Below are 20,395 nucleotides of genomic sequence, written 5' to 3' on the forward strand. Positions count from 1 at the left end.
CCAGGGGAAACATCAACCCGGCTGGCCGGACTGCTTGCCGGTCATTTCACGCGTATTCACGGCGAAGACCGTCGTGTTTTTCAGCGAAGCCTCGGAAAAAGGCGGCCAGCTTTCCGTGTAACGGGCCATGATCAGGTCCAGGGCCTTCTTTTTTTCTTCCAGGTCCTCGATAAACACGGCTTCGCCCATGGCCGCCACGCTTTGAAAACGCATGCCCCATTCGCAGGGACCGTCGCCGGGAACGGGCTCAACCCCGATGTCCAGTTCCACGCACGCCAGGGGATTTTTCCTCAGTATTTCGATTTTCCTGCCCTGATGCGCACTGTGAAAATAAAAAACTCCCGAGGAGTACCCAAAGTTCATGGGAATCACATAAGGCTGACCCTGGTCGGACAAGGCCAGCCTGCAAACCTGCGCCTTGGCAATGACGCTCTCGATGTCCTTTATATCAACAATCTCTTTATCTTTACGCCGCATGCTTCTCCCTCCATAAATACATAAGGCGGCGCACGCCGCCCCAAAATCAACATTGTTTTGTTTAAATATTTCTGCTAACAGCCGGCGTCCAGGGCCTTTTTGATAGCCTGGGTCAGCTCGGAGATTTCTATAGGCTTGGACAGGTAGCCGGAAATTTTTTGGCGAACTCCGTCCTCCAGGGCCTCGGGGCCGGCGTCGTCAAAACCGGACATCATGATGATTCTGGCTTCAGGATTAATCTTGAGTATATGCTCCACCATCTCGCATCCGCTTGCATCGGGCATGTTTCTATCCAATAGGACGACATCCGGCTTCCATCCGGAGTACTCCTGCAACCCCTTCACGGCCGAGCTGACCGCTCGCGGAGTGTATCCCGTGGCTGTCAGCAAATCAGCCAGGGGCTCCAGAAATGTTTTGTCGTCGTCAATCACAAGGATCTTTTCCGCCTGGCCGGTGATGGTCTCAAGACAAGCCTTCGGCGCCGCCTCGGGAATCTGCGAGGTATGGGGCAGCAGAACCGTAAAAGCCGTTCCCACGCCCACCTTGGAATTGACGTGGATTTTGCCGCCGTGGTCTTTAACAATGGCGTACGAAGTGGATAAGCCAAGACCGGTTCCCTTGCCTGGCTCCTTGGTTGTGAAAAACGGCTTGAAAATTTCCCGGGTCATTTCAGCGTCCATGCCGTGCCCCGTATCTGAAATGGTAATTTCCACTCCGTCCGGTGCGCTGACGGCCTGAATGTCAAGCTGACCGCCTTTCGGCATGGCATCCCTGGCGTTGGTGCACAGGTTCATGAAAACCTGCCCCAGTTCGGAGCGGTTTCCATAAACAGCCAGCGGGTCGGGCAGGCTGCGATGCGTAACGATGCGCTTGTCGAAAACCTTGGAGACGACCTGATAAATCTCCCGCAGCAATTGGGTGACGTCAAAAACGGTCTTGTCGCCATTGGTGTCAGGCCGGGAGTATTGCAGGATGCTGCGGATAAGATCCGATCCCATGGAGGCCAAATCCAGCAAGGCGTCCGTCTGGCGGTCCAGGCCGTCCAGGCCGCCGTACTTCATCTGCATTAATTGCACGTTGGCCGTAATGCCTGAAAGCACGTTGCGGAAGTTGTGCGTCACGCCGGAAACGATCTCCCCCATGACCTCCATTCGCTGGGAAAGGGCGACCCTGTCGCGAAAAACGTATTGGCAGGTGTCAACATCCACTTCTTCTTCAGGAGGATTGGATTTCTGGGCGGCCGACGATTCCAGGGAAGTGCGCTCCACGAGGATGGCGTCCGCAGTCCGGCCTAAGGCCTCGTGGCATTCCTGGGTTTCCTTTTCCCGCTCCAAACCGCGGGAGAAGGAGTCCACGGCGAATTTCAGGATGCTGGCTTCCGCAGCGCGCCACGGCGTCATGGACTTGCAGTTATCAAAGCCGATAACGCCCTGAAATTTACCGCCCACAAAAAGCGGAATAAGCAGAATAGCCTGCACATCCTCGCTTTTAAACCGGAATATGGCGTCGTCAGGGGAGCTGGATTCGGTCTCGGAAACAAACCATCCTTTGGCGAACTTCTTCCGCCAGCGCTTGGGATACTTCACACGGGCCAGCTTGGAATCCTTCTCCTGGGAAGGAAAGCCCGAGGAGCACCATTCGGCGACCTGCCTGGCGTAAACCTTGTTATTCTCCACCGCTATATTGGAAAACCAGTAACAGCGGGAGGCCCCGGCCGCCTGCCCCAGTTCAGCCAGGATCAGATCGGCCTGTCCGGAGGCGGACTTGCCGGAAAAGCACAGACCGGACACAATGTTCGCCGCCTTTAAAAGGCCCATCTGCCGGTCCAAAAGGGTGGTGTCCCTGGCGGTGAGCATCAGGCCATGATTTTCTCCGGAATTTTTGCTCAGAGCATCGGCGTGAACGGACATGATGCGGCCGCCCGCCGAGAGGTTTTTGCACGCCCTTTTAGCGGGCTCGTCCTTCACCTCCGAAGCTATAATCTCGTTTTTAATGCACCCTTCACAGGCTTCCGGCTTATGGAAGAAAATCTCATAGCATTTCTTTCCCAGCACGTCCTTTCTGTTCTTTCGCAAAAAGGATAAAAAGGTCCGGTTCACATAGACCGCCTGCGCTTCCGCATCCAGCACCATGACGCCTTCCCCCACCTTCTTAAGTACGGCCTCGTGATAGGATTGAAAAGCCTCAAGCTCCGGATTGGAGTCCTTTTTTTCGTTGGCGGAATGGGCCTCAAGGGCGCTGTGAATTTTTTGGGCGGGAATTGGACGGGCCTTTTCAAAACCCAGGGCGGCGACGTCCACCAGGATGCATAACAAGTTCCTGTCTGTATCGGAAAAGAGTCCTTTTTTTTTATTGAGGATTTCAATGGCGCCAATAACGCGGCCGCGGCTTTTGATGGGGGCGCAGGCTGCGGAATGGGTGTTAAACCCCGTGAGTTTGTCGGCGGCGCCGGAAAACCGGGGATCGTTTTTTACGTCGTTGACGACCAGCGGCAGATCATTCTCCACAACCCAGCCAATAATCCCCTGGCCGGAGGGAAAGCGCTGCCCACGCAGTATTTCGGCGGCTTTTCCTGCAGTAAAATAAAAAGCGAGTTGTGTGGGATCTTCCTGATCTATGAGGGCGATGGTTCCGGCCTCGGCTTCAAGCAATTCCACCGAGCCCTCAACCATGGTAGAGAAAACCGCATGGTCCCCTCTGCTGGAATTAACCAACCGCAGGAACTGACTAATTATTCCAAGCTGCTGGGATTTAGAATCCCGCTGGTTTTCTGACATTATTAAGCCTCATACCCGCGGCCGCATGACAAGAAAAATAGGAGGGTTTACCGCCCGGAATATTTACGGAATTTCAAATGGGGCTTTAAAACAGCGTGTCGTCCTTGTCGTCCTTTTTCACCTTGACTTCCGGATTTCTCTCATCCCTTTTCACGATCCTAAGGATGTCCAGGCAGCCTTCGCATTTAATAGGTTTGGACTTGTCCTCCAAGGCCTCCAGGGGGACGACGTTTTTATGTCCGCATTCTTCACAAAAAATAATGGTGGTTTCCATGGGATGCTGCAACTCCTTGATAAAACTTGACCCGGGCTAGTCCCGGTTTTTTAAATCCTGAATTTCCTTTCTTAAGGCTTCCGATTCCGTTCGAATGGTCTCGGTCAATTCAGCGATGGCAATGACCACCTTTTCCATAACCACTTCCAAAGCGCCCGTATCCATGGAAATGGAAGCTGTGCCCATGCCCGGCACGGCTGCGCCGCCCGCGACTTCCCGTCCGGACGACTCTACGGAGACCATGGACTCGGCGGTGGAGTCCTCGCCTTCTCCGGCGTCAGTCTGGGCGGAAGATTCTTCGGCGAAATCAAAGTCCGAAGGCGGCGCTCCGGTCTCTTTGGGCGTTTTGGAGGCGGCAATATCCTCCCGGAGTTTTTTAAACTTGGCCACGTCCTCCATGACGATCTGTTTTCTGGACTCCTGGTCCATGCCTGTCATGCTGAGGACTTTCTCCAAGTTTTTATAAGCGTTTTGCAAAAGGCCGACCGAGTCCGGGTGGGCTTCCGCCTTGCGCTTTGAAATGTATTTTCCCAGATTATCCAACAAGGAGAGAAAGGTCTTAACTACGGGGTCGTCTGCCCACCTGGATTTCAGCCGGTCCACCTCGCCCTTGAGCTTGGCCATGATCTCGTCTGTAATCTCCCAGTCCAGGGAGAGAATCAGGGCTTTTAACTCTTTGATGCCGAGTTCTTCCGCAGGATCCAAGGCTTCGTCTTCAACTTCGGCTTCCCACTCATCTTCCGAGAAAAACTCATCCAAACGAGCATCTGCTTCAGCCGCAATCAATTCTTCCTCTTTGGTGGTCAATGGCCTTCTCCTATTTGAGTTCCTTGTGCAGGGACGCCACGGCGATGGATATGATCTTTTTCAGGGTAGGCACAACATTCTCACCGGTCATGGCGCTAGCGCCGAAACTGGGAACCTTGAGTTTACTGTTGAGGTCTTTTTCCATCCGTTCGATGGTTAAGAGCTGGATGCCTTGCTTGGCCAAATCGCGTTTATTGTACTGCAACACCAGCGGAATTTTAAAAATATTCTTGTTGTAGGCCGCCAGATTCTCCTGAAGGTTTTTCAAGGACAAAAAGTTATGCTCTCTGCGCAACGCCATGGAGTCGGCCACAAACACCACGCCGTCCACGCCTTGCAGCACCAGCCGACGGGTGGCGTTGTATTTCACCTGGCCAGGCACGGTGTAGAGATTGACCTTAATGTCGTATCCCTTGATTTTGCCGATATCAAACGGAAAGAAGTCAAAATACAGGGTTCGGTCGCCGTGGGTCTTGATGCTGACCATGTCGGACTTGATCCGTTCCTGGAACTTCTTGAAGATATACTCCAGGTTGGTCGTTTTTCCGCCCCTGCCGGGACCGTAGTAAACGATCTTAACCTGTACTTCCTTCTTTTTCAGATTGATGAATGCCAATGCTGATCCCTCTCATTGCCAGTTTGCGTCTGTGCTCGATGGCCCGCCGGAAATCCGTCATGGACGGAGAGCGCATCCCACCAGATCAGGTTAGGCCCTAATCTGCGTCCGACTCCGAATCCAGCAGATTGGCAAGGAGCATCGTTTTATAAAGCAACGAATCCTTGATTTTCTTTGCCACCTCTTCCACCCGGAGCCTTAAGAAACCGAGCGAGACGTCATTCCCGAAAATGGTAATGAGCAGAAAGTCGTCCTCCACTTTGGAAAAGTGGATGCTTTCCGATTCTCCTTTATGGAAGAGAAGCGTAAAATTCTCCTCGCCGACAATCTGGGCCATCGCGTTGACAGCGCCGAAGTTCCCCGCGGCCAGCGCAGCCAGCGAATAAAGATCGTGCTGACAATTCCCGTCGTCGCAACGTGCGATGATATTGCCGGCCATGTCGATGAGCAAGGTGACATTCACCCCGATGTCGATGAGCTCTTCCTTCAGGATGCTCTCAACCCTGTCGAGTTCCTTTTGTCCAAACCCGTATTCCATTCACCCTTGTCCTTTTAAAAGCTATCCATAGTGTTTAACCAGACCTCCACTGTGGCGCCCTGGCCTCTAGCGCTTATGACTCTCAGTTCCCCTCCCATTTTCGCCACAATGCGGTATGAAGTGGAAAGACCCAAACCGTCCCCGCCTTCTTTTGTGGAAAACAATGGAACCAAAATTTTCTTATGATGCTCGTTCATGACGCCCTTTCCGTTGTCCTCCACGGAAATGACCAAACGGCCCTCCCTGGCTTGCGCAGTCAAGGATATTTTGGGCCTGTCCACGTCCTGCAAGGCGTCAACAGCGTTGTCAATCAGGCAGTCGAGAACCCGCGCCAGCGCGTCCTTATCGGCCGACACCATGCAGGCGCCGGCGCTGCAATCCTGGCTGAAGCCTATGTTAAGCCTGGCCAGCCTCTCGCTGACAGGAATAAGATAGTCGCTCCAAAATACAAGTAAAGGAACCGGCCTGTTTTCAGGCTCCGGGGCAGAATAGCTGCGCAGCTTTTCGATAAAGTGCTGCTGCCTGGCCACCTGGCCCAGCGCTCTATCCAGGTACTCCGAGCGCTTGGCTTCATCAAAGCTGTTATATTGCGCCGCCAGCACCTGGAGTGTAATCTTTAACGAGTTGACCGAGTTCGCAAGCTCATGCCGCAACGCGGAGTATGCCTGGTCCAGCAATTCGATCGATTTTATATTGTCGTCCGAAGCCCCTATGTGCTCCGCAGGGCGGCTCATGCGTATTTGCCCTTTCTATCAAGAGCGTCAATAACTTCCTGCTCGTACTTTTTCATGAGCAGCCTGGCCCTGCCAAGCCACTCATTGCGCTTGGCCATTAAGAACAAAAAACAGGGCTTGGTTTCAATATGCCTTATTAAAAAATAATGCTGGTCCGTGGTGATCAGGATATCATCCGTCACCTGATCTCCCGCCAGCAGTTTGATGGCCTTCAAATTGGATTTGACAATCACCCCCAGGTACGCAGACGTGGTTTCTGCATCGATTGAGGGATCCCTGGACAACTTGGCCACGGAAAGGCCGTCATCCGCCAATACTACGGCGGAAGCCACAAAGCCCGGCAACTCGTCAGCCATATTCTCCAGGATGCCTTTTAAATGATTAGGCAATGTTGACTCCTGTCATCCTGGGCAAGGGCGCCTGTTTCCCGGCCGCGTTAAGGGTTTCCGTTTTCAGGCAAAACAAGGCCCGTGCCGCCCCTTTAGGCATGTTTACCACATTTAAACACAAATTCAAGAAGGTTTTATTCCTTAGGGGCTTATGCACGGAAAATTTCATCCAATTCCTTGGAATATTTTCCGGCCACCATGCGCACATTCCCCAAGGTGGACTCACGGCCCACGGCAATCACCAAATAATACTCAGGATTCAAAAAGCGGGTCAATACCCAAGCGTTTTCCGTTTGCACCAGATTCTCCTGGAATTGCCCGATATTCAAATCCTGGGCGGATTTTCCTATCAGTTGCATCACCACGGCGAATTTACCGCCAAAGGCCTGCACGTCCACTCCCTTGGGATTATAATCCACCAAGCCGATGCCGTCCATGCCTGATACGGCGCAAACGCGAACCCCCTCGATTTCGTCCGCCATGCCCTTCAATACCTCATTGAGCTTGGCAATCTGCTCTTCCGTGAGCTTGCCGGAAGGCGCGGGCGCCGGCCCCCCGTCTTGAGAGGCTCCGGATTTATTCGCCATGGGCGGGATGGGCCTGGGCGCCGGGGCGCTCATAATAGGAGGCGGAGGAGGGACTTCGTCCGGAAGCTCCATGTCCAGGTCGGGCAGGCCGTCGTCGCCAAGCTCTTCCTCTCCCGAGTCGGGCAGGCCTTCGAAATCCAAGTCGTCGTCCGCTGCCAGCTCGGAAAAATCTCCGTCCGGCAATTCGTCGTCTATATCAAAAAGCCCGTCATCGCCGCCCGGACTTCCTTCGCCTTCCAGGTCGACCGCCTCATCCAGGCCTTCGTCGTCCAAATCAAAAAGCTCATCGGGGTCCTCTTCTTCCTGAGTCGGTTCAGAAAGAGAGTCATCCAAATCCATCAGGCCGTCGTCAGCATCCAAGAGGCCGTCGTCAGAGCCTTCCGCGTCTTCCAAAACAAAGTCTGCGTCGGAGTCTTCGTCGGCATCCAAAGCCATGACCCCGTCTTCCGCCGGAGCCTCTTCCAATTCCATGAGATCGTCGTCGAGGCCTTCCTCGGCCTCATCCATGGACAGGGGTGCTTCCTCTGAGGCGTCTTCGATCGTAAATTGGCCGTCGTCTCCGGCGTCTTCCTCGTCCAACTCCATGGAAAACGGTTCTTCCTCTGAGGCGTCCTCGACCGTAAATTGGCCGTCGTCTCCGGCGTCTTCTTCGCCCAGATCCATGGGCAACGGTTCTTCCTCTGAGGCGTCCTCAACGGTAAAAAGGCCGTCGTCTCCGGCGTCTTCCTCGTCCAGGTCCAGAGGCAGCGGCTCGTCCTCAGAGGCGTCCTCAACGGTAAAAAGGCCGTCATCACCGACGTCTTCCTCGTCCAGGTCCAGAGGCAGCGGCTCGTCTTCAGAGGCGTCCTCAACCGTAAAAAGGCCGCCATCACCGACATCGTCACCATCCAGGTCCAGAGGCAAGGGCTCGTCTTCCGAGGCGTCTTCAACGGTAAAAAGGCCGCCATCGGCGGAGGGCTCATCATCCTCATCAAACATGCCTTCGACGGTCACTGCTTCTTCTTCAACGGTAAACAGGTCTCCCGGGCCTTCTTCTTCCAGCGCACTGGCCTTCGGCCCCGGGTCCTCCACACCGTCAAAGACGAAATCTTCCTTGATAGGCTCTTCCTCCACGGAAAAAAGATCTCCCGAGCCCCCTTCCTCGCTGTCGCCGAACAGGTCGTCATCCGAACCTTCGTCATCCACGACAAAAAGATCGTCTTCCCCGTCCGCGGCGAACAGGTCTCCGTCATCGTCGTCTATGGCGGCGTCGTTTATATCGAAAAGATCGCTGTCATCTTCCAGGGCGTCGTCCGGCTCATCCGAGCTTCCGCCGATGCCAAACCCATCCACAACCATTTGTTGGGTTGATTCGCCTTCCGGGTCTTCATCGTCCGGCACGACGACATCGTCTTCATCATCCGCGCCGAACAAGCCTTCTTCGTCGGCGCCAGGAACCTTTTCCACCACGGTGTCGCCTTCGTCAGGCGCAAGATCCTCCACCAGCCAATCGACATCGTCCGCGCCTAAGTCACCGGAAACCACGTCGCCCTCGCCCAATCCCTCTTCCAACGAGAGGTCGTCCGCAAGAACGCTTTCATCTCCGTCCTCTCCCACGTTTTCCAAAGAGAGGTCATCGGGTTCGCCCAAAGACTCGGAGGGAGGCCCTGCTTCAGCGCCGGCCCGTTCGTCTTCCAGGTGGGAGGCTTCCATGAGCAGGCTCATGAGGCCTTGATGGATATTTTTCTTCAGTTTTTTCTCAGGAAGGGACCTGAAACGGATCTGCGCCCCTTTCCATGTGAGCATTTCTATGGCGGCCTCTTCCCCCTGCATATCTCCGCAGACCGCATCGTGAAGCTGGCCTTCGTCCAGGTAGAAAAAGCCTTTTTGCTTGTCTTCCGAAAGCACTTCCAAAAGCGAGGTTTTTTGCTCCGCCTCCATCAACTGCAGAAAGCTGCCTACGGAAATTCCCGCCAGGGAGCCCCCCTGGAACACATGATCCAGGCCTTGCTTGATGGCTTCGGACAGCCGTTCGAAATCCAAAGGCTTGGATAGGACCTGGAGCGCGCCCAGCTCCTTGAGCTTGTCTTCGATGCGGGGCGTGGCGAATGCGCTCATGACAATGGTGGGCGTGGACGGCCTATTGTCGTTAATATAGGCCAGAAGTTCAAAACCATCCATTTCCGGCATGCGAAGATCTGTTACAACCAGGTCCACGGGCTTGGTTTCCAGGGTGTCCACGGCTTCCTTGCCGTTATTGGCCGTGTAAACTCTGAACTGATCCCCCTGGGACTCCAGTCCGTCAGCCATGCTCATAATCAGGGAGTTTTCGTCGTCCACCAAAAGGATGTTTTTCATTTGCACCCCGCTCCTGTACCATTTCGTCAACGAGTAACTCTAAAATATTAGCACACACCCTGTCAGAGTGCAATCCATATACGCGTCAAAGGGAGCAATGTGTGCGCTATTTCACATATTTGCCGATTTTTGATTTCGATTTTTCCCGGGTAATCGGCCTGCCGAGGATGGGGACTGTGCCGATATTCACGTTCACCTTGCCATAATCCGAAGAGATGTGCTAATTTTTTTTAAATAAACTTGCTTTTCAATGTGATGTTTCAACAATGAGGTTCCCGATTTTTTGCTTTCACCCCCCCAAGGAGGAAATCATGATGAAACGCGGACTGTTTGTCAAACTCGTTCTACTTGTTGCTATTGCGGCCGCCGCCTTTGGTTGTGCGACAGGCCCCAAACCCGCCTGCCCTATTGCCGCGGACCAAAACTTTGAGTTCAGCTTTCCAGGCCAAACCCCGAAAGTTGACTCTTTTTACGTGATTTTGGATGGCTCCGAGTCCATGGCAGGATCTTATGGAGGCTTGAAAAAATTCACCTGCGCCAAAAAAATCGTCCTGTTCATGAACCAGGCCGTCGCCAACCTGGACCTCAAAGCAGGCCTTAGAACCTACGGACTGAACGCCGTGCCTTCCGGCCCCCAGACCGACCTGCAGTACGGATTCGCCACATATTCCTCGACGGAATTCGCTAACGCCGTCATGCCCTTGTGGGGACCCAACGGACCCAGCCCCATGGGATTGGCCATCACGGAAGCCGACAAGGACCTGTGCTCCACGTCCGGCCGGACCGCCCTTATCATCCTTTCGGACGGACACCCCAGCGACGATGCTGTCAAGGCGGCCAGGAAGCTGAAGGATCGCCTGGGCGGAAAGCTCTGCATTGCAACCATCGCCGTGGGCGCTGACGCCTCGGGCAAGGAAATTTTGAGCGGCATCGCCAAAATCGGCGGCTGCGACGCAGCCTTTAACGCCAAAGACCTCTGCTCCGGCGCAGGCATGACCCAATTCGTCAACCAGGTTTTCTACAACCAGCCCAAAGCGGTTCCGCCCAAGCCCAATAATGACGTTGACGGCGACGGCGTTCCTAATTTCAAAGATCGCTGCCCCTTCACCCCCAAAGGCGCCGCGGTCAATGAAAACGGCTGTTGGGAAATCATGGGCCTGACCTTTGATACGAACAAAGCCGACGTCAAGCCCGAGTATCTGCCTCTGGTATACAAGGTGATTCCGATTCTGAACAATAACCCCGGAATGAAAATTGAACTCCAGGGCCACGCGGACAATCGCGGCGCCAAGGACTACAACCAGGGCCTTTCCGAACGCCGTGCGGAATCCGTCAAAAAAATCCTGGTGGACAAAGGCGTGGACGCCGGCCGCCTTTCCACCAAAGGATGGGGCTTTACCAAGCCCATCGTTCCCAATGATTCCGAAGCCAACATGCGCCGGAACCGCCGGGTGGAAGTTCGCGAAGTAAAATAACAACTTTTATAAACGTTCCGGGGGAGCCTGTATCTGCGGGCTTCCCCGGATTTTTTGGGAGAAACCGGATGTCAGACAATACCATGACCCGGGTCGCGGACTCGGATCAACCCATGTACGGCCCAAGAACCCTTTTGGTCTGCGGCTATTCCGCAGACGCCCAGAAGGCCTTCCTGAACATGTTGAAAACCGAGGTGAAGGCGCATACGCCCGTGGTCTTCTGCACCCCCGAAGACGGAGATACGCTCCTCTCCGAACTGGTCGCCCTTCCTGACGGCCGCCAAAAAGGCCAGGAGGGAAAAATGCCCCCCGCCGTTATCATGAGCGGAATCACGGAAAAAGAGCTCAAACTCATCATGAACGGTTGGAAAACCCTGGGCCTGCCCCGCCAACTGTGGGCCGCGCTCACCCCCACGTCCGAAACATGGACCCTGCGCGCCCTCATCCGGGAGCTGCAATCCGAATACATGGCCATGCTCAAACAGCAACAGCAGCAGCAGCAGCAGCAATAAAACCGCTGTAAAAAAAATCCGGGGGAAAACTCTTTTTTCATAAAAGGAGTTTCCCGCCGCCTCTTCCTTCATTATTATTTCCCTTTAAAAATCAAGCAGTTCAATGCCGTAGCCAAAAATCAGGCTAAGTTACGGAGCGTCTCGTCTGCCTTTTTGCCTTGATTAGATTTTTAGTTTAGATTATAAATCTAATAAAACTCTTGAACGGGGAAACATGGCGACCACAAGAAAACCCAATAAAGCAACGCCTAAAAGAAAACGGCGGATTATTCTGGCGGCCTTGGAAATCTTCAATGAAAAAGGCTTTACGGACGCGACCATGCAGGAGATCCGGCAGCGGTCCGGGGCGTCCTACGGCAGCGTGTATCACCATTTTAAAAGCAAGGAATTGCTGGCGGCGGCGGTCTACATGGAAGGCCTGAAGGATTATCAGGAAGGGATGATCGCCTTTTTGGAAAGCGGGCCGGGCGCCGAGGAAGGCGTGCGGGGGATGGTCGGCCGGCATCTTGACTGGATCGCCTCCAATCCCGCCTGGGCGAAATTTCTGCTGAATATGCGCCATGCGGACTTTATGCAGGATTCCGAAGCCCGTATTGAAATGTCCAATCAGGATTTCATCCCGGTTATCGGATTATTTCTCGACAAATACATGGCTGTGGGGCGCTTGCGACCTATCCCCAGGGACGTGGGGATTTCCATTATTTTGGGGCCCTGCCAGGAGTTCACCCGGCTTTGGGTGCAGGGAATAGCCTACACGGAAATAGAACAGGCCAAGGAGCTTATCGGCCATGGGGCCTGGCAGGCTATGAAGGCGCAGCACAAGCAAGGAGGGAGACATGAGCAGGCTGGATACCATTGATAAGAAGGAATTGAGGGAACTTTTGTGCATGGGCTGGATGACCCACGACGGGAGCTGGTTCGCCAGCGTCCTTCAAAAATACGGCGCCAAGGCGGCCAGCGATCTGAACAGGCAGGCGATTCTCGCCATGAGCGCTTTTGAGGTTCCTCGCCTTAAAAAGGCTTTGGGCATGGAAGAGGTGACCGCTTACGAGCAACTGCGGGAATTCATCGAGGGCGGATTCGACCTGATTGGAGCGGATTTCATGCAGTTCAAGCGCATTTATCCCGGAGCCGATATCATCCGGTGGGAAGAGCCCGACAACGGGTGCTTCGCCTACAAGGGCATTAAACGATTGGGCGCCCTGGACGATTACGACTGCGGCATATTCTACCGTGTGGAGGCCTGGCTTAAGGGATTGGGAATCAAATACACCGTCACTCCCGAGGTGCACGGCTGCCTGCGTCACCAGGGCAAGCCCTGCTTCCGGGAGTATAAGCTGGAATTATAAGGGGTTGGGGTCGATTATAGCCATGGCCTCCTGGACCTTTTCCACGTTTTCCCGGGTGGTCAGCATCTCCAGGAGGGTGAATGCGACTTCCAGGCCGGTCGCGGGGCCGGTGGACGTGATGATATTGCGATCCACGACCACGTGTTGATCCAAAACCACAGCGCCGAACTCGGCGAGCTGCTTGCGCCTTCGGCCGTTTACCAGATGATAGGTCGTGGCTTTCCGCCCATTCAGCACGCCGCTTTTCCCCACCGGCATGGCGCCCACGCAAATGGCGGCGATGGGCTTTCCGGTTTTGTCAAAATGGCGGACGGCCTCCAGAAAGTCCTCGTGGTAGGCGTCTTCATAAAACCCGGCGCGCTGAAAGCCGCCCGGGATCGCCAGGGCGTCGAACTCCGCAAGATCCAGATCCTTTAACTGCGCCTGGGGCTTGACGATCAAGCTCCAGGTGCATTGAATTTCCGGCCGGAGTCCGGCCGTGACCACCTCCACCGGGACGTCGCCCACAACCCGGCTCCACCCCAAAACGTCCGTGAACACGGCGGCCTCGTATTCTTCAAACCCTTGGGCCAAAAACAACAGGACTTTTTTCATATGGGCAAGACTCCTTGAATATTGGGGGATTCCCGGATATACTTTTTTTAAGATCCGGCTGACAAGCCTGTATATCACGGGCGCTCTGTATTTGAAAACCGGTGTAAACAGTTTGGATGCAATACTTTGAGGGCGGCCTGGGCCGCACAACGGGCGTGGTTATGGAATGGAAGCATCTTGATTACGTCATTTCGGATGACAAGTCTTTAATCAACCCTGCTGCAGTGCACGGTTTTTTGCGCACTTCGTATTGGGCTGCGGACAGAAGCCTGGAGACCGTTCAAAAAAGCATTGAAAACTCCCTGTGCTTCGGCGTTTATCTGGACGGCGAGCAGGTGGGCTTTGCCAGGGCGGTGACGGACGGGGCCACGACGGCGTTTCTGGCCGACGTAATCATTGAACAAAGCCACCGCGGCCGCGGATTGGGAAAAAAAGTTGTGGCGGCGGCCATGGAGCACCCCCAAATCGCAGAATTAACGCATATCCTGAAAACCAAAGACGCCCACGGGCTGTACGAGCAGTTTGGATTCATCCGCAGCGAATTCATGATAAAGAGGCGATAGGCCTTTTTAATTGTGAAGCTCCAGGGGCAGATCGATCATAAAACAGGTCCCTTGACCCGGCTCGGACTGCACCTGCATTTTTCCGGCATGAAATTCGGTGATTAAAAAATAGGCCACTGAAAGCCCCAGGCCCGTGCCTTTTCCCACGGTTTTCGTCGTGAAAAAGGGCTCAAAAGCCCGTTTGCGGGTTTCCTCGTCCATGCCCGGGCCGTTGTCGCAAATTTCAATGCGCGCCAATGGGCCTTGCAGGGAAGTCTTAATGGTAATGGAAGGGATGATCGAAGGGTCTTCCACGTCATTCAAGGCCTGGGCCGCATTTTGCAGCAGGCTGAAAACCACCTGCTGAATCCTTGAGGGGTCGCAGGGGACTCCCGGGAGCGCTGCGTCGTATTCCTTGATTATGGATATGCTTTTAAAGTCAAACCGCCGATGGAGGTTATAATCGCTGGAAGCCAGTTCAATGGTCTTATCAAGCAGCCTTGCGATATTCTGCGGGAAAAAGCCGCTATCCTGATTCCCTGCAAAATCAAGCATATTGCTGACTATGGCCGAAATACGCCCCCCGGCCTCGCGCACGGCTTTGAGCATGCGCACAACGCCCCGGTTCTCCATGAAGACCCGGATGCCGTCCATCGTGGTTCCGCATTCCCGGGCGGCTTTTTCACTGGCCGGATTATCGCCCGTCATCCGGTGGATTATCACTTCCGAATTTTGCATGAGGACGGCCAGAGGATTATTGATCTCATGGGCCATGCCTGCGGCAAGCCCTCCCAATGAGACCATTTTTTCGGTCTGAATCATCAATTCCTCCCAGCGAACCCGCTCCGTCACATCGTCCATTTTCACCACGGCGCCTTCCATTTCCCCGCTCATCAAGGGATAGATAGTCAGGTCCCAAAAATGAACCCGGCCGTCCATAATCATGGCGACTTTCTCTTCGTGGCGGATGCGCCGATCCTGGATGGCGCTTTTCAAATGCCCCATATACTGGGCGAAATTCGGGAAGACCTGGTCAAGCATTTGGCCTAAAGCCTCTGAGGAGGTCACGCCGGCGGCCTGTTCCGCCTTGCTGTTCCATGAATGCACCCGGCCTTCTTTTTCCACTCCAATGATAATGGAGGGCATGGAATTGATAAGGTCTTGGAGGTAGAGCCTGGCGATTCTGGCTTCGTTTTCGGCCAGGCGCTTTTTTGTTATCATTTCATTGGCCGATGCGGCCAGGTTGGCAAAATCCTGAAAATGGATCCGTTGCAAATCTATGAGAATGTCCTGGTGGGCGGCCTCTCTAAAAAAGCCCTCAAACTCCAAAAAACTTTTTTCCAGGCCCTTTCCCAGCACATAACTAATCGTCAGGATGACCATGCAAGCCAGGAATAGAACCAGAACTATTGTTGCAACGTTTCTATTGGCGATTTTTTTCAGAGCAACGATTTTGACGGCCAGTTCCTTTTCAATCTCAGGGCGGTTCATGCCTGCCCCGATATACCAATCCCAACCGGACGCCTCCCTAACGTAGCTAATCTTCTCAATGGGCCCGCTCCCATTTGGGTTTGGTACGGAATACTCCACAAACCCGCCGCCAGCTTTGGCTGTGGATATCATTTTTTCTACGGTTTCACGGCCCCAGTGATTTTCATCTTTAAGGACGTTTTTCCCTTTGGCCGGACCCAGCAGTGAAACCCCATCGTATGTTGCAGCGAAAATATATCCGTCCTGGCCGAAATGGACCGTATCCAAACGACTTAATACTTCATCCTTAATTTCATTCTCCACATCATCCAGGTATTCCCCGGCGCCCATATACCAATCCAATGGGGGATAATATTTTATAAAAGAGATTTTGTGATGATTGACGCCTGCAAAACCCGGTTTGGTAGCGGAGTACTCGAAATAGCCCTCCCCTTCCCGACTGACCTCTTCGATTATACGCCATACGGTTTTCGTACCCTCTTGAGTCGTAAGATCTCCAATATATTCACCTTCCAGTTCCTCCATTGCCGGCAACAGGCGCGCTATTCCCTGGGAGTCCACGGCGAAGTAATATCCTCGGCCGTCTTTAAACCGAAGCGGCTTAAGCGAATCGATAATTTTTTTTGCCTTTTCTTCCAGGGGTTTGTCAGCATTTTGGCGAAAGATATAATCAGCGCTGGCGATCGCCTCATATGTCCTGTCTTTGATGTATGCTTTTAATCGGTCCTTTGTCTGAGATTTTGCATAGTCGACATATTCAAGGCTGTTCTCCACCTCCTCTTTGACCCGCTCCATGTACAGACTATTCAGGTGCGTTTTCAGGTCCAAAGCCTTTTCATTAAACATGTCATACTGATGGGATACCCAAGCATATCCAACAATTATAATTGCAATGATGGTGGGCGCAAGAAATCCTATTTGCAGCACCCGCACCAATTTTTGCCCCGAACCTATATTTTTGTTCAATTAAATTTCCTCATACAAATTAAAACCGCCGTTTTCCAGGGTATTGAGAAGCAATATCCATGCCCGTTTACCGCCTTTGACGGCAGGATTTGCAGCCCGTTAAAAAAACCGCTTGATAATAGCGGACCCAAAATGAAATCTTTCCGCATTCTTGCGGTAATTGGTTCACAATAACTTGATAGATTGGGCAAATCAGATTATGGGTTTGACCGGAGAAACCATTTGCATCAACGCTTGTCAAACGGCCTTGACAATCACAATCGTAAAACTGTTTTCACAACAATTTGAAATAAAAAGACTTATGAGGCGCCTTTAATGAAGACTCTATCAGGAAGCCAGGTCCTGGCGCGCAGCATCGCCGGCGCCGGAATCGGTTTTGTATTCACGGTTGCCGCGCCCAGGCTGCAACCGGTAGTAAAAAGCCTGGCCAGCATTGACGGCATGACCGTGATTCATGCCAGGGATGAAACCGCGGCCGCCATGATGGCGGACGGGTATATCCGCAGGTCAGGGCGGTTCGCCGCGGTTTTGACGGAATGCCACGGCCGCAGCCTGTGCCAAATCGCCGGCGTCACCAACGCCTGGGCTGATAAGATTCCCCTTATTTCCATCAGTTTGTGCGAAGACCAGCGGCCAGATGCAAATAAAGGGGTGAACCGTTGGGCTTATGACGCCAACCGGGTTTTTGAACCGGTTACGGTGTGGAGAAAACGCGTTTCCTCCCTGGCCGATGCCCCCAAAGCCTTTCAGGACGCCGTAACCTACAGTCAGGGAAGCCGCCGGGGGCCTGTTCACCTGGACATCGAAGCCGGGCTTTTAGAGCGGGAAATTGAAGATGAAATTCCCGGCCTGCCTCAGGAAGGCCCTGTAGCGCACCGAAAACTTACGCACTTACGCACGGAGGGAGCTGAAAGCGCCCTGGCTCAGGCCGTAAAGCTGTTGCAAACGGCCCGCAAGCCCCTGATCATGGCGGGCGGGGGAGTCAAAGCCTCCGGCGCCAGCCTGGATGTTGTGCAATTCATGGAGCGGTACGGCGTCCCCGGCTGCACCAGCATGGCGGGAATCGGCGCCATTCCGGCCGATCATGCCTATTGCCTGGGCGGGCCCAGCTATACCGCGGGAGAGGCTTTCCACGCAGCCATCAAACAGGCGGATGTGGTTCTTGCCCTGGGCTGCAGTTTTTCCGGCCTGGAAGGATTCGGCCTGCCGCCGCTGTGGTCCCAAAAAATCAAATTCATCCATGTGGATAACAATCCCAATCAGATAGGTCTTAACATAAGCCCGGAAATTCCGGTTCTGGGCGACGTCAAGACAGTCCTGGCGCAAATGGCGGACATGCTGGAGGCTTCGTCCTTTGTCGCTCCGGACGAGTGGACGAACTGGAGGCTTTTTCTATCCAACCTGAAACGGGGGCGTAAAACCAGGCTGCACAATTTCGCAAGCCGCCCCTGGGGCGCCCTGCACCAGGGACTCCTGGCCCTTGAAATGGGCAAGATAGTGGAAAAAGAAAACCTGGTCATGGTCATCGACGGCGGCAACACGCCGTTGTACGCGGCCATGTACGGACCGGGCATGAGCCCCCGCCAGACGTTCTTTCCCTTTGGCATGGCGGCCCTGGGCGGAGGGCTTCCCTACGCCATTGGCGTGGCCCTGGCTGCGCCGGAAAAAAGGGTGATGCTCATCACCGGGGACGGCTCCTGCCTCTACGCTGTCAGCGAACTGGAAACCATCAAGCGCCTGAACCTGCCCATCACCATTGTGGTCAACAACGACTCTTCGTGGAACATGATCAAGGCCCTCCAGGATTCCCTGTTTGAATGCAATTATGTGGGAACCTGCCTGCCGGACATCGATTACGCCAGGATTGCGGCGGGCTTCGGCCTGCATTCGGAAAGGGTCAAGTCCGCGGACCAGCTGGCCCCGGCCTATGAGCGGGCGGTTCAATCCGGCGGCCCGGCCCTGATCGATTGCGTGACGGATTGTAAAAACCTGCCGGACAGCCTTTTGAGCTTCGCCATGGTGGAGTTCGAGGGGGCGCAGATCAATCCCGTCAAACTGGTCAAAAGCCTTTGGAAAGGAAGGGACATGGGCCTGAGCCGCGCCTTGCACCAGGCGTCCTACGTCCGAAAGGCGCTTGTAGGCTTCAACCCCATGGCGAAAAGGCGGGTGTAATCATGAAGATAACCACCGGCGGAGAAATAGTTGTTAAATCCCTTGTGGATCAGGGCGTGCGATACGTTTTTTCCATTATCGGCGGACAAATGGGAACCATCTACGACGCCATAGGCAAAAACCCCTCCATTGACGTCATTACGCCCCGATCCGAGATGTCCACGGCCCTTATGGCTTGCGGATATACGGTCACGACAGGCCTGCCCGCCGTCGCCATGTGCACGGTGGGCGCCGGCGTGGTTTACGAAGTGGGCGGGCTCCTAAAAGCCTGGCTTGACTACCTGCCCGTGATCTCCATTGCGCCCCAGGTTCAAAGTTACAAAATGAAGCCCAACCAGGAAAACCTCCAGGCCTGCGAGCAGGACCTTTTGTTTTCCCCCATTACCAAATTCAACGCCATCATCTATCACTGGGAGCGGATTCCTCAACTAATCAACCGGGCCTTTCGCGAAGCCGCGTCCGGAGCGCCCGGCCCCGTCCACCTGGACATCCCCGTGGACGTGCTGTTCAAGCACCGTTTTCTGACCTCTCAACGGAAAAACCGCCTGCTGCCGCCGCCCCATCAGTCCCGGTATATCGGACCGATTCCGGGCGACGCCCCGTCCCTGGAAAAAGCATGCGACCTTCTTAGCCAGGCGAAAAGGCCTATAGCCCTTATCGGCCAGGGAATGGGCCGGGCCGGCAGGTTCCCCCAGATTAAAGCATGCCTGGAAAAGCTGGAGATTCCTTTTTTAGGAACCCGTCTTTCCGCAGGAGCTTTTGACGCGGAGGACTCCTTTTTTGTTGGGGATGCCGGGAGCTTTGCCAACTCGGAAGCAGGAGAAAAAATCCTGGAGCAGGCCGACTGCCTGCTGATAGTCGGCCTTGACCCCGAATCGCAACAAATCCTGAAAATCGCCCAAAATGCGACGATGATTCAAGTGGAGACCGACCCGGACGCCATGCTGGGCCAAGAAACGGCGGTCCCGGTGTTCGCCGATCCCGAATCCGCGCTTAATCGCCTGGCCGAGGCGTTGGCTCAACGCAAAGGCCGCAAGCCTGTGGCGTGGAAAAACAAAGCCCTCAAAACCGGCGAAGCCGCAGCGCAGCAAATTTTGAAGTCAGCGGATGAACGCACGCAAACCGCCTTTGAATTGCTGGACGGAGACTCTCTTAAGGACTGTATTTTGGTGGCGGACGGAGCGCCGGCGGCTATTGCCCCTGCTTTTCTGAAAAGCCGCAAACATGCAGGCGGGCACGTCATGAGCCAGGGGGCGACGGCGGGCGCAGGCCTTCCCTTCGCCATCGGCGCCGCGCTGGGAAACCCGGATCGCTCCGTAATTCTTTTGTGCGACAAGGAATCCTTGTTTCATCATCTCCGGGAGCTTCAACCCGCGGAGGAGTTGGGCGTCGGCATAACCATACTTTGCGTGGACAAAGCTCCTGGCCCGGATGACGCCGCGGACCTGGAAAAGGTGTTGCAAGGCTTTGGCTGCCACGTCCACAGGACGGGGGAAAAAATAAGCATGGCCAACGTGTTGAGGCATAAGGGGCAAGCAGGGGCGGTGCTGGTTTAATCTCTTGGCGCAGGATCAGCATCTGCCGGAAAGCCCCGGTCTTTTAGTAATTTTTCTCAAGTATGGACTAAATCTTATTTATGCACTATTATACGATTGGGGGAATTGGGGAGGCATGCGCTTCGTGTTACCATCAAGGCGCAGATGCCGACAGTAGCAATTAGGGGCTGACATTTATTAAATCACTACAGGACGGTAGCTT

At 54.3% G+C, this 20,395-nt stretch carries 18 protein-coding genes; 7 read left to right on the forward strand and 11 right to left on the reverse strand.

Going from position 1 to position 20,395, the window contains the following annotated elements; translation table 11 throughout:
- Positions 1 to 12: 12 nt before the first annotated feature.
- The 9 genes from G491_RS0103200 to G491_RS0103245 all read right to left on the reverse strand — a co-directional run bounded on the left by G491_RS0103200 (position 13) and on the right by G491_RS0103245 (position 9,536).
- On the reverse strand, positions 13 to 477 hold the full coding sequence (locus G491_RS0103200; protein ID WP_028313552.1) for a pyridoxamine 5'-phosphate oxidase family protein: 465 nt from the start codon (positions 475 to 477) through the stop codon (positions 13 to 15).
- A 74-nt stretch (positions 478 to 551) separates the two neighbouring features.
- Complete coding sequence (locus G491_RS0103205; RefSeq protein WP_028313553.1) at positions 552 to 3,254, reverse strand: ATP-binding protein; 2,703 nt, start codon at positions 3,252 to 3,254, stop codon at positions 552 to 554.
- Between the two features lie 85 nt (positions 3,255 to 3,339).
- Positions 3,340 to 3,528, reverse strand: coding sequence for a hypothetical protein (locus tag G491_RS0103210; RefSeq protein ID WP_015947250.1), 189 nt, complete (start codon positions 3,526 to 3,528; stop codon positions 3,340 to 3,342).
- Between the two features lie 36 nt (positions 3,529 to 3,564).
- The gene (locus G491_RS0103215; protein WP_028313554.1) at positions 3,565 to 4,335 is read right to left on the reverse strand and encodes a hypothetical protein; all 771 of its coding nucleotides are present in this window, start codon (positions 4,333 to 4,335) and stop codon (positions 3,565 to 3,567) included.
- A gap of 10 nt (positions 4,336 to 4,345) precedes the next feature.
- Positions 4,346 to 4,951 (reverse strand): GTP-binding protein, encoded by a 606-nt coding sequence (locus G491_RS0103220; protein WP_015947252.1) that lies wholly within the window; start codon positions 4,949 to 4,951, stop codon positions 4,346 to 4,348.
- A gap of 97 nt (positions 4,952 to 5,048) precedes the next feature.
- Positions 5,049 to 5,489, reverse strand: a complete 441-nt coding sequence (locus G491_RS0103225) for a roadblock/LC7 domain-containing protein (RefSeq protein ID WP_015947253.1) — start codon at positions 5,487 to 5,489, stop codon at positions 5,049 to 5,051.
- Positions 5,490 to 5,503: 14 nt separating this feature from the next.
- On the reverse strand, positions 5,504 to 6,223 hold the full coding sequence (locus G491_RS33305; RefSeq protein ID WP_028313555.1) for a sensor histidine kinase: 720 nt from the start codon (positions 6,221 to 6,223) through the stop codon (positions 5,504 to 5,506).
- Entirely contained in the window at positions 6,220 to 6,612 is a 393-nt protein-coding gene (locus tag G491_RS0103235; protein ID WP_015947255.1) for a roadblock/LC7 domain-containing protein, read from the reverse strand. Before G491_RS0103235 ends, G491_RS33305 begins: the two co-directional genes overlap by 4 nt.
- Positions 6,613 to 6,761: 149 nt before the next feature.
- The gene (locus G491_RS0103245) at positions 6,762 to 9,536 is read right to left on the reverse strand and encodes a response regulator (protein ID WP_028313556.1); all 2,775 of its coding nucleotides are present in this window, start codon (positions 9,534 to 9,536) and stop codon (positions 6,762 to 6,764) included.
- A gap of 311 nt (positions 9,537 to 9,847) precedes the next feature.
- Between G491_RS0103245 and G491_RS29235 the strand changes: the two genes are divergently transcribed.
- The 4 genes from G491_RS29235 to G491_RS29245 all read left to right on the forward strand — a co-directional run bounded on the left by G491_RS29235 (position 9,848) and on the right by G491_RS29245 (position 12,872).
- On the forward strand, positions 9,848 to 11,011 hold the full coding sequence (locus G491_RS29235; protein ID WP_051326999.1) for an OmpA family protein: 1,164 nt from the start codon (positions 9,848 to 9,850) through the stop codon (positions 11,009 to 11,011).
- Positions 11,012 to 11,079: 68 nt separating this feature from the next.
- Positions 11,080 to 11,523, forward strand: a complete 444-nt coding sequence (locus tag G491_RS0103255; RefSeq protein WP_028313557.1) for a DUF3783 domain-containing protein — start codon at positions 11,080 to 11,082, stop codon at positions 11,521 to 11,523.
- 214 nt (positions 11,524 to 11,737) lie between these two features.
- On the forward strand, positions 11,738 to 12,382 hold the full coding sequence (locus tag G491_RS29240; protein WP_051327000.1) for a TetR/AcrR family transcriptional regulator: 645 nt from the start codon (positions 11,738 to 11,740) through the stop codon (positions 12,380 to 12,382).
- Positions 12,360 to 12,872, forward strand: coding sequence for a DUF6125 family protein (locus G491_RS29245; protein ID WP_051327001.1), 513 nt, complete (start codon positions 12,360 to 12,362; stop codon positions 12,870 to 12,872). The genes G491_RS29240 and G491_RS29245 overlap by 23 nt, the downstream gene beginning before the upstream one ends.
- Here the strand turns inward: G491_RS29245 and G491_RS0103270 are convergent.
- Positions 12,867 to 13,466 (reverse strand): DJ-1/PfpI family protein, encoded by a 600-nt coding sequence (locus G491_RS0103270; protein WP_028313558.1) that lies wholly within the window; start codon positions 13,464 to 13,466, stop codon positions 12,867 to 12,869. The genes G491_RS29245 and G491_RS0103270 overlap by 6 nt on opposite strands.
- Before the next feature lie 116 nt (positions 13,467 to 13,582).
- Here G491_RS0103270 and G491_RS0103275 point away from each other — a divergent pair, with 116 nt between their 5' ends.
- Entirely contained in the window at positions 13,583 to 14,029 is a 447-nt protein-coding gene (locus G491_RS0103275) for a GNAT family N-acetyltransferase (RefSeq protein ID WP_248635303.1), read from the forward strand.
- 6 nt (positions 14,030 to 14,035) lie between these two features.
- Here G491_RS0103275 and G491_RS33310 read toward each other — a convergent pair whose 3' ends face one another.
- The gene (locus G491_RS33310) at positions 14,036 to 16,465 is read right to left on the reverse strand and encodes a cache domain-containing protein (RefSeq protein WP_051327002.1); all 2,430 of its coding nucleotides are present in this window, start codon (positions 16,463 to 16,465) and stop codon (positions 14,036 to 14,038) included.
- Positions 16,466 to 16,780: 315 nt separating this feature from the next.
- Here G491_RS33310 and G491_RS0103285 point away from each other — a divergent pair, with 315 nt between their 5' ends.
- Together G491_RS0103285 and G491_RS0103290 are read left to right on the forward strand one after the other, a co-directional pair.
- Entirely contained in the window at positions 16,781 to 18,637 is a 1,857-nt protein-coding gene (locus tag G491_RS0103285) for a thiamine pyrophosphate-binding protein (protein WP_028313560.1), read from the forward strand.
- Positions 18,638 to 18,639: 2 nt separating this feature from the next.
- A complete protein-coding gene (locus tag G491_RS0103290) occupies positions 18,640 to 20,193 on the forward strand; it encodes a thiamine pyrophosphate-binding protein (protein WP_028313561.1) in 1,554 nt (517 codons plus the stop codon).
- The last annotated feature ends 202 nt before the right edge of the window (positions 20,194 to 20,395 follow it).

Origin of the sequence: Desulfatibacillum aliphaticivorans DSM 15576 (genome assembly GCF_000429905.1) — a bacterium.
Lineage (GTDB): Bacteria > Desulfobacterota > Desulfobacteria > Desulfobacterales > Desulfatibacillaceae > Desulfatibacillum > Desulfatibacillum aliphaticivorans.

What these genes read in the sequence shown, in the direction of transcription:
- G491_RS0103200 (WP_028313552.1), bottom strand. Translation starts at nt 477, where the DNA reads ATGCGGCGTAAAGATAAAGAGATTGTTGATATAAAGGACATCGAGAGC.
- G491_RS0103245 (WP_028313556.1), bottom strand. Translation starts at nt 9,536, where the DNA reads ATGAAAAACATCCTTTTGGTGGACGACGAAAACTCCCTGATTATGAGC.
- G491_RS33305 (WP_028313555.1), bottom strand. Translation starts at nt 6,223, where the DNA reads ATGAGCCGCCCTGCGGAGCACATAGGGGCTTCGGACGACAATATAAAA.
- G491_RS0103270 (WP_028313558.1), bottom strand. Translation starts at nt 13,466, where the DNA reads ATGAAAAAAGTCCTGTTGTTTTTGGCCCAAGGGTTTGAAGAATACGAG.
- G491_RS0103225 (WP_015947253.1), bottom strand. Translation starts at nt 5,489, where the DNA reads ATGGAATACGGGTTTGGACAAAAGGAACTCGACAGGGTTGAGAGCATC.
- G491_RS0103210 (WP_015947250.1), bottom strand. Translation starts at nt 3,528, where the DNA reads ATGGAAACCACCATTATTTTTTGTGAAGAATGCGGACATAAAAACGTC.
- G491_RS29245 (WP_051327001.1), top strand. Translation starts at nt 12,360, where the DNA reads ATGAGCAGGCTGGATACCATTGATAAGAAGGAATTGAGGGAACTTTTG.
- G491_RS29240 (WP_051327000.1), top strand. Translation starts at nt 11,738, where the DNA reads ATGGCGACCACAAGAAAACCCAATAAAGCAACGCCTAAAAGAAAACGG.
- G491_RS29235 (WP_051326999.1), top strand. Translation starts at nt 9,848, where the DNA reads ATGATGAAACGCGGACTGTTTGTCAAACTCGTTCTACTTGTTGCTATT.
- G491_RS0103205 (WP_028313553.1), bottom strand. Translation starts at nt 3,254, where the DNA reads ATGTCAGAAAACCAGCGGGATTCTAAATCCCAGCAGCTTGGAATAATT.
- G491_RS0103255 (WP_028313557.1), top strand. Translation starts at nt 11,080, where the DNA reads ATGTCAGACAATACCATGACCCGGGTCGCGGACTCGGATCAACCCATG.
- G491_RS0103275 (WP_248635303.1), top strand. Translation starts at nt 13,583, where the DNA reads ATGCAATACTTTGAGGGCGGCCTGGGCCGCACAACGGGCGTGGTTATG.
- G491_RS0103285 (WP_028313560.1), top strand. Translation starts at nt 16,781, where the DNA reads ATGAAGACTCTATCAGGAAGCCAGGTCCTGGCGCGCAGCATCGCCGGC.
- G491_RS0103290 (WP_028313561.1), top strand. Translation starts at nt 18,640, where the DNA reads ATGAAGATAACCACCGGCGGAGAAATAGTTGTTAAATCCCTTGTGGAT.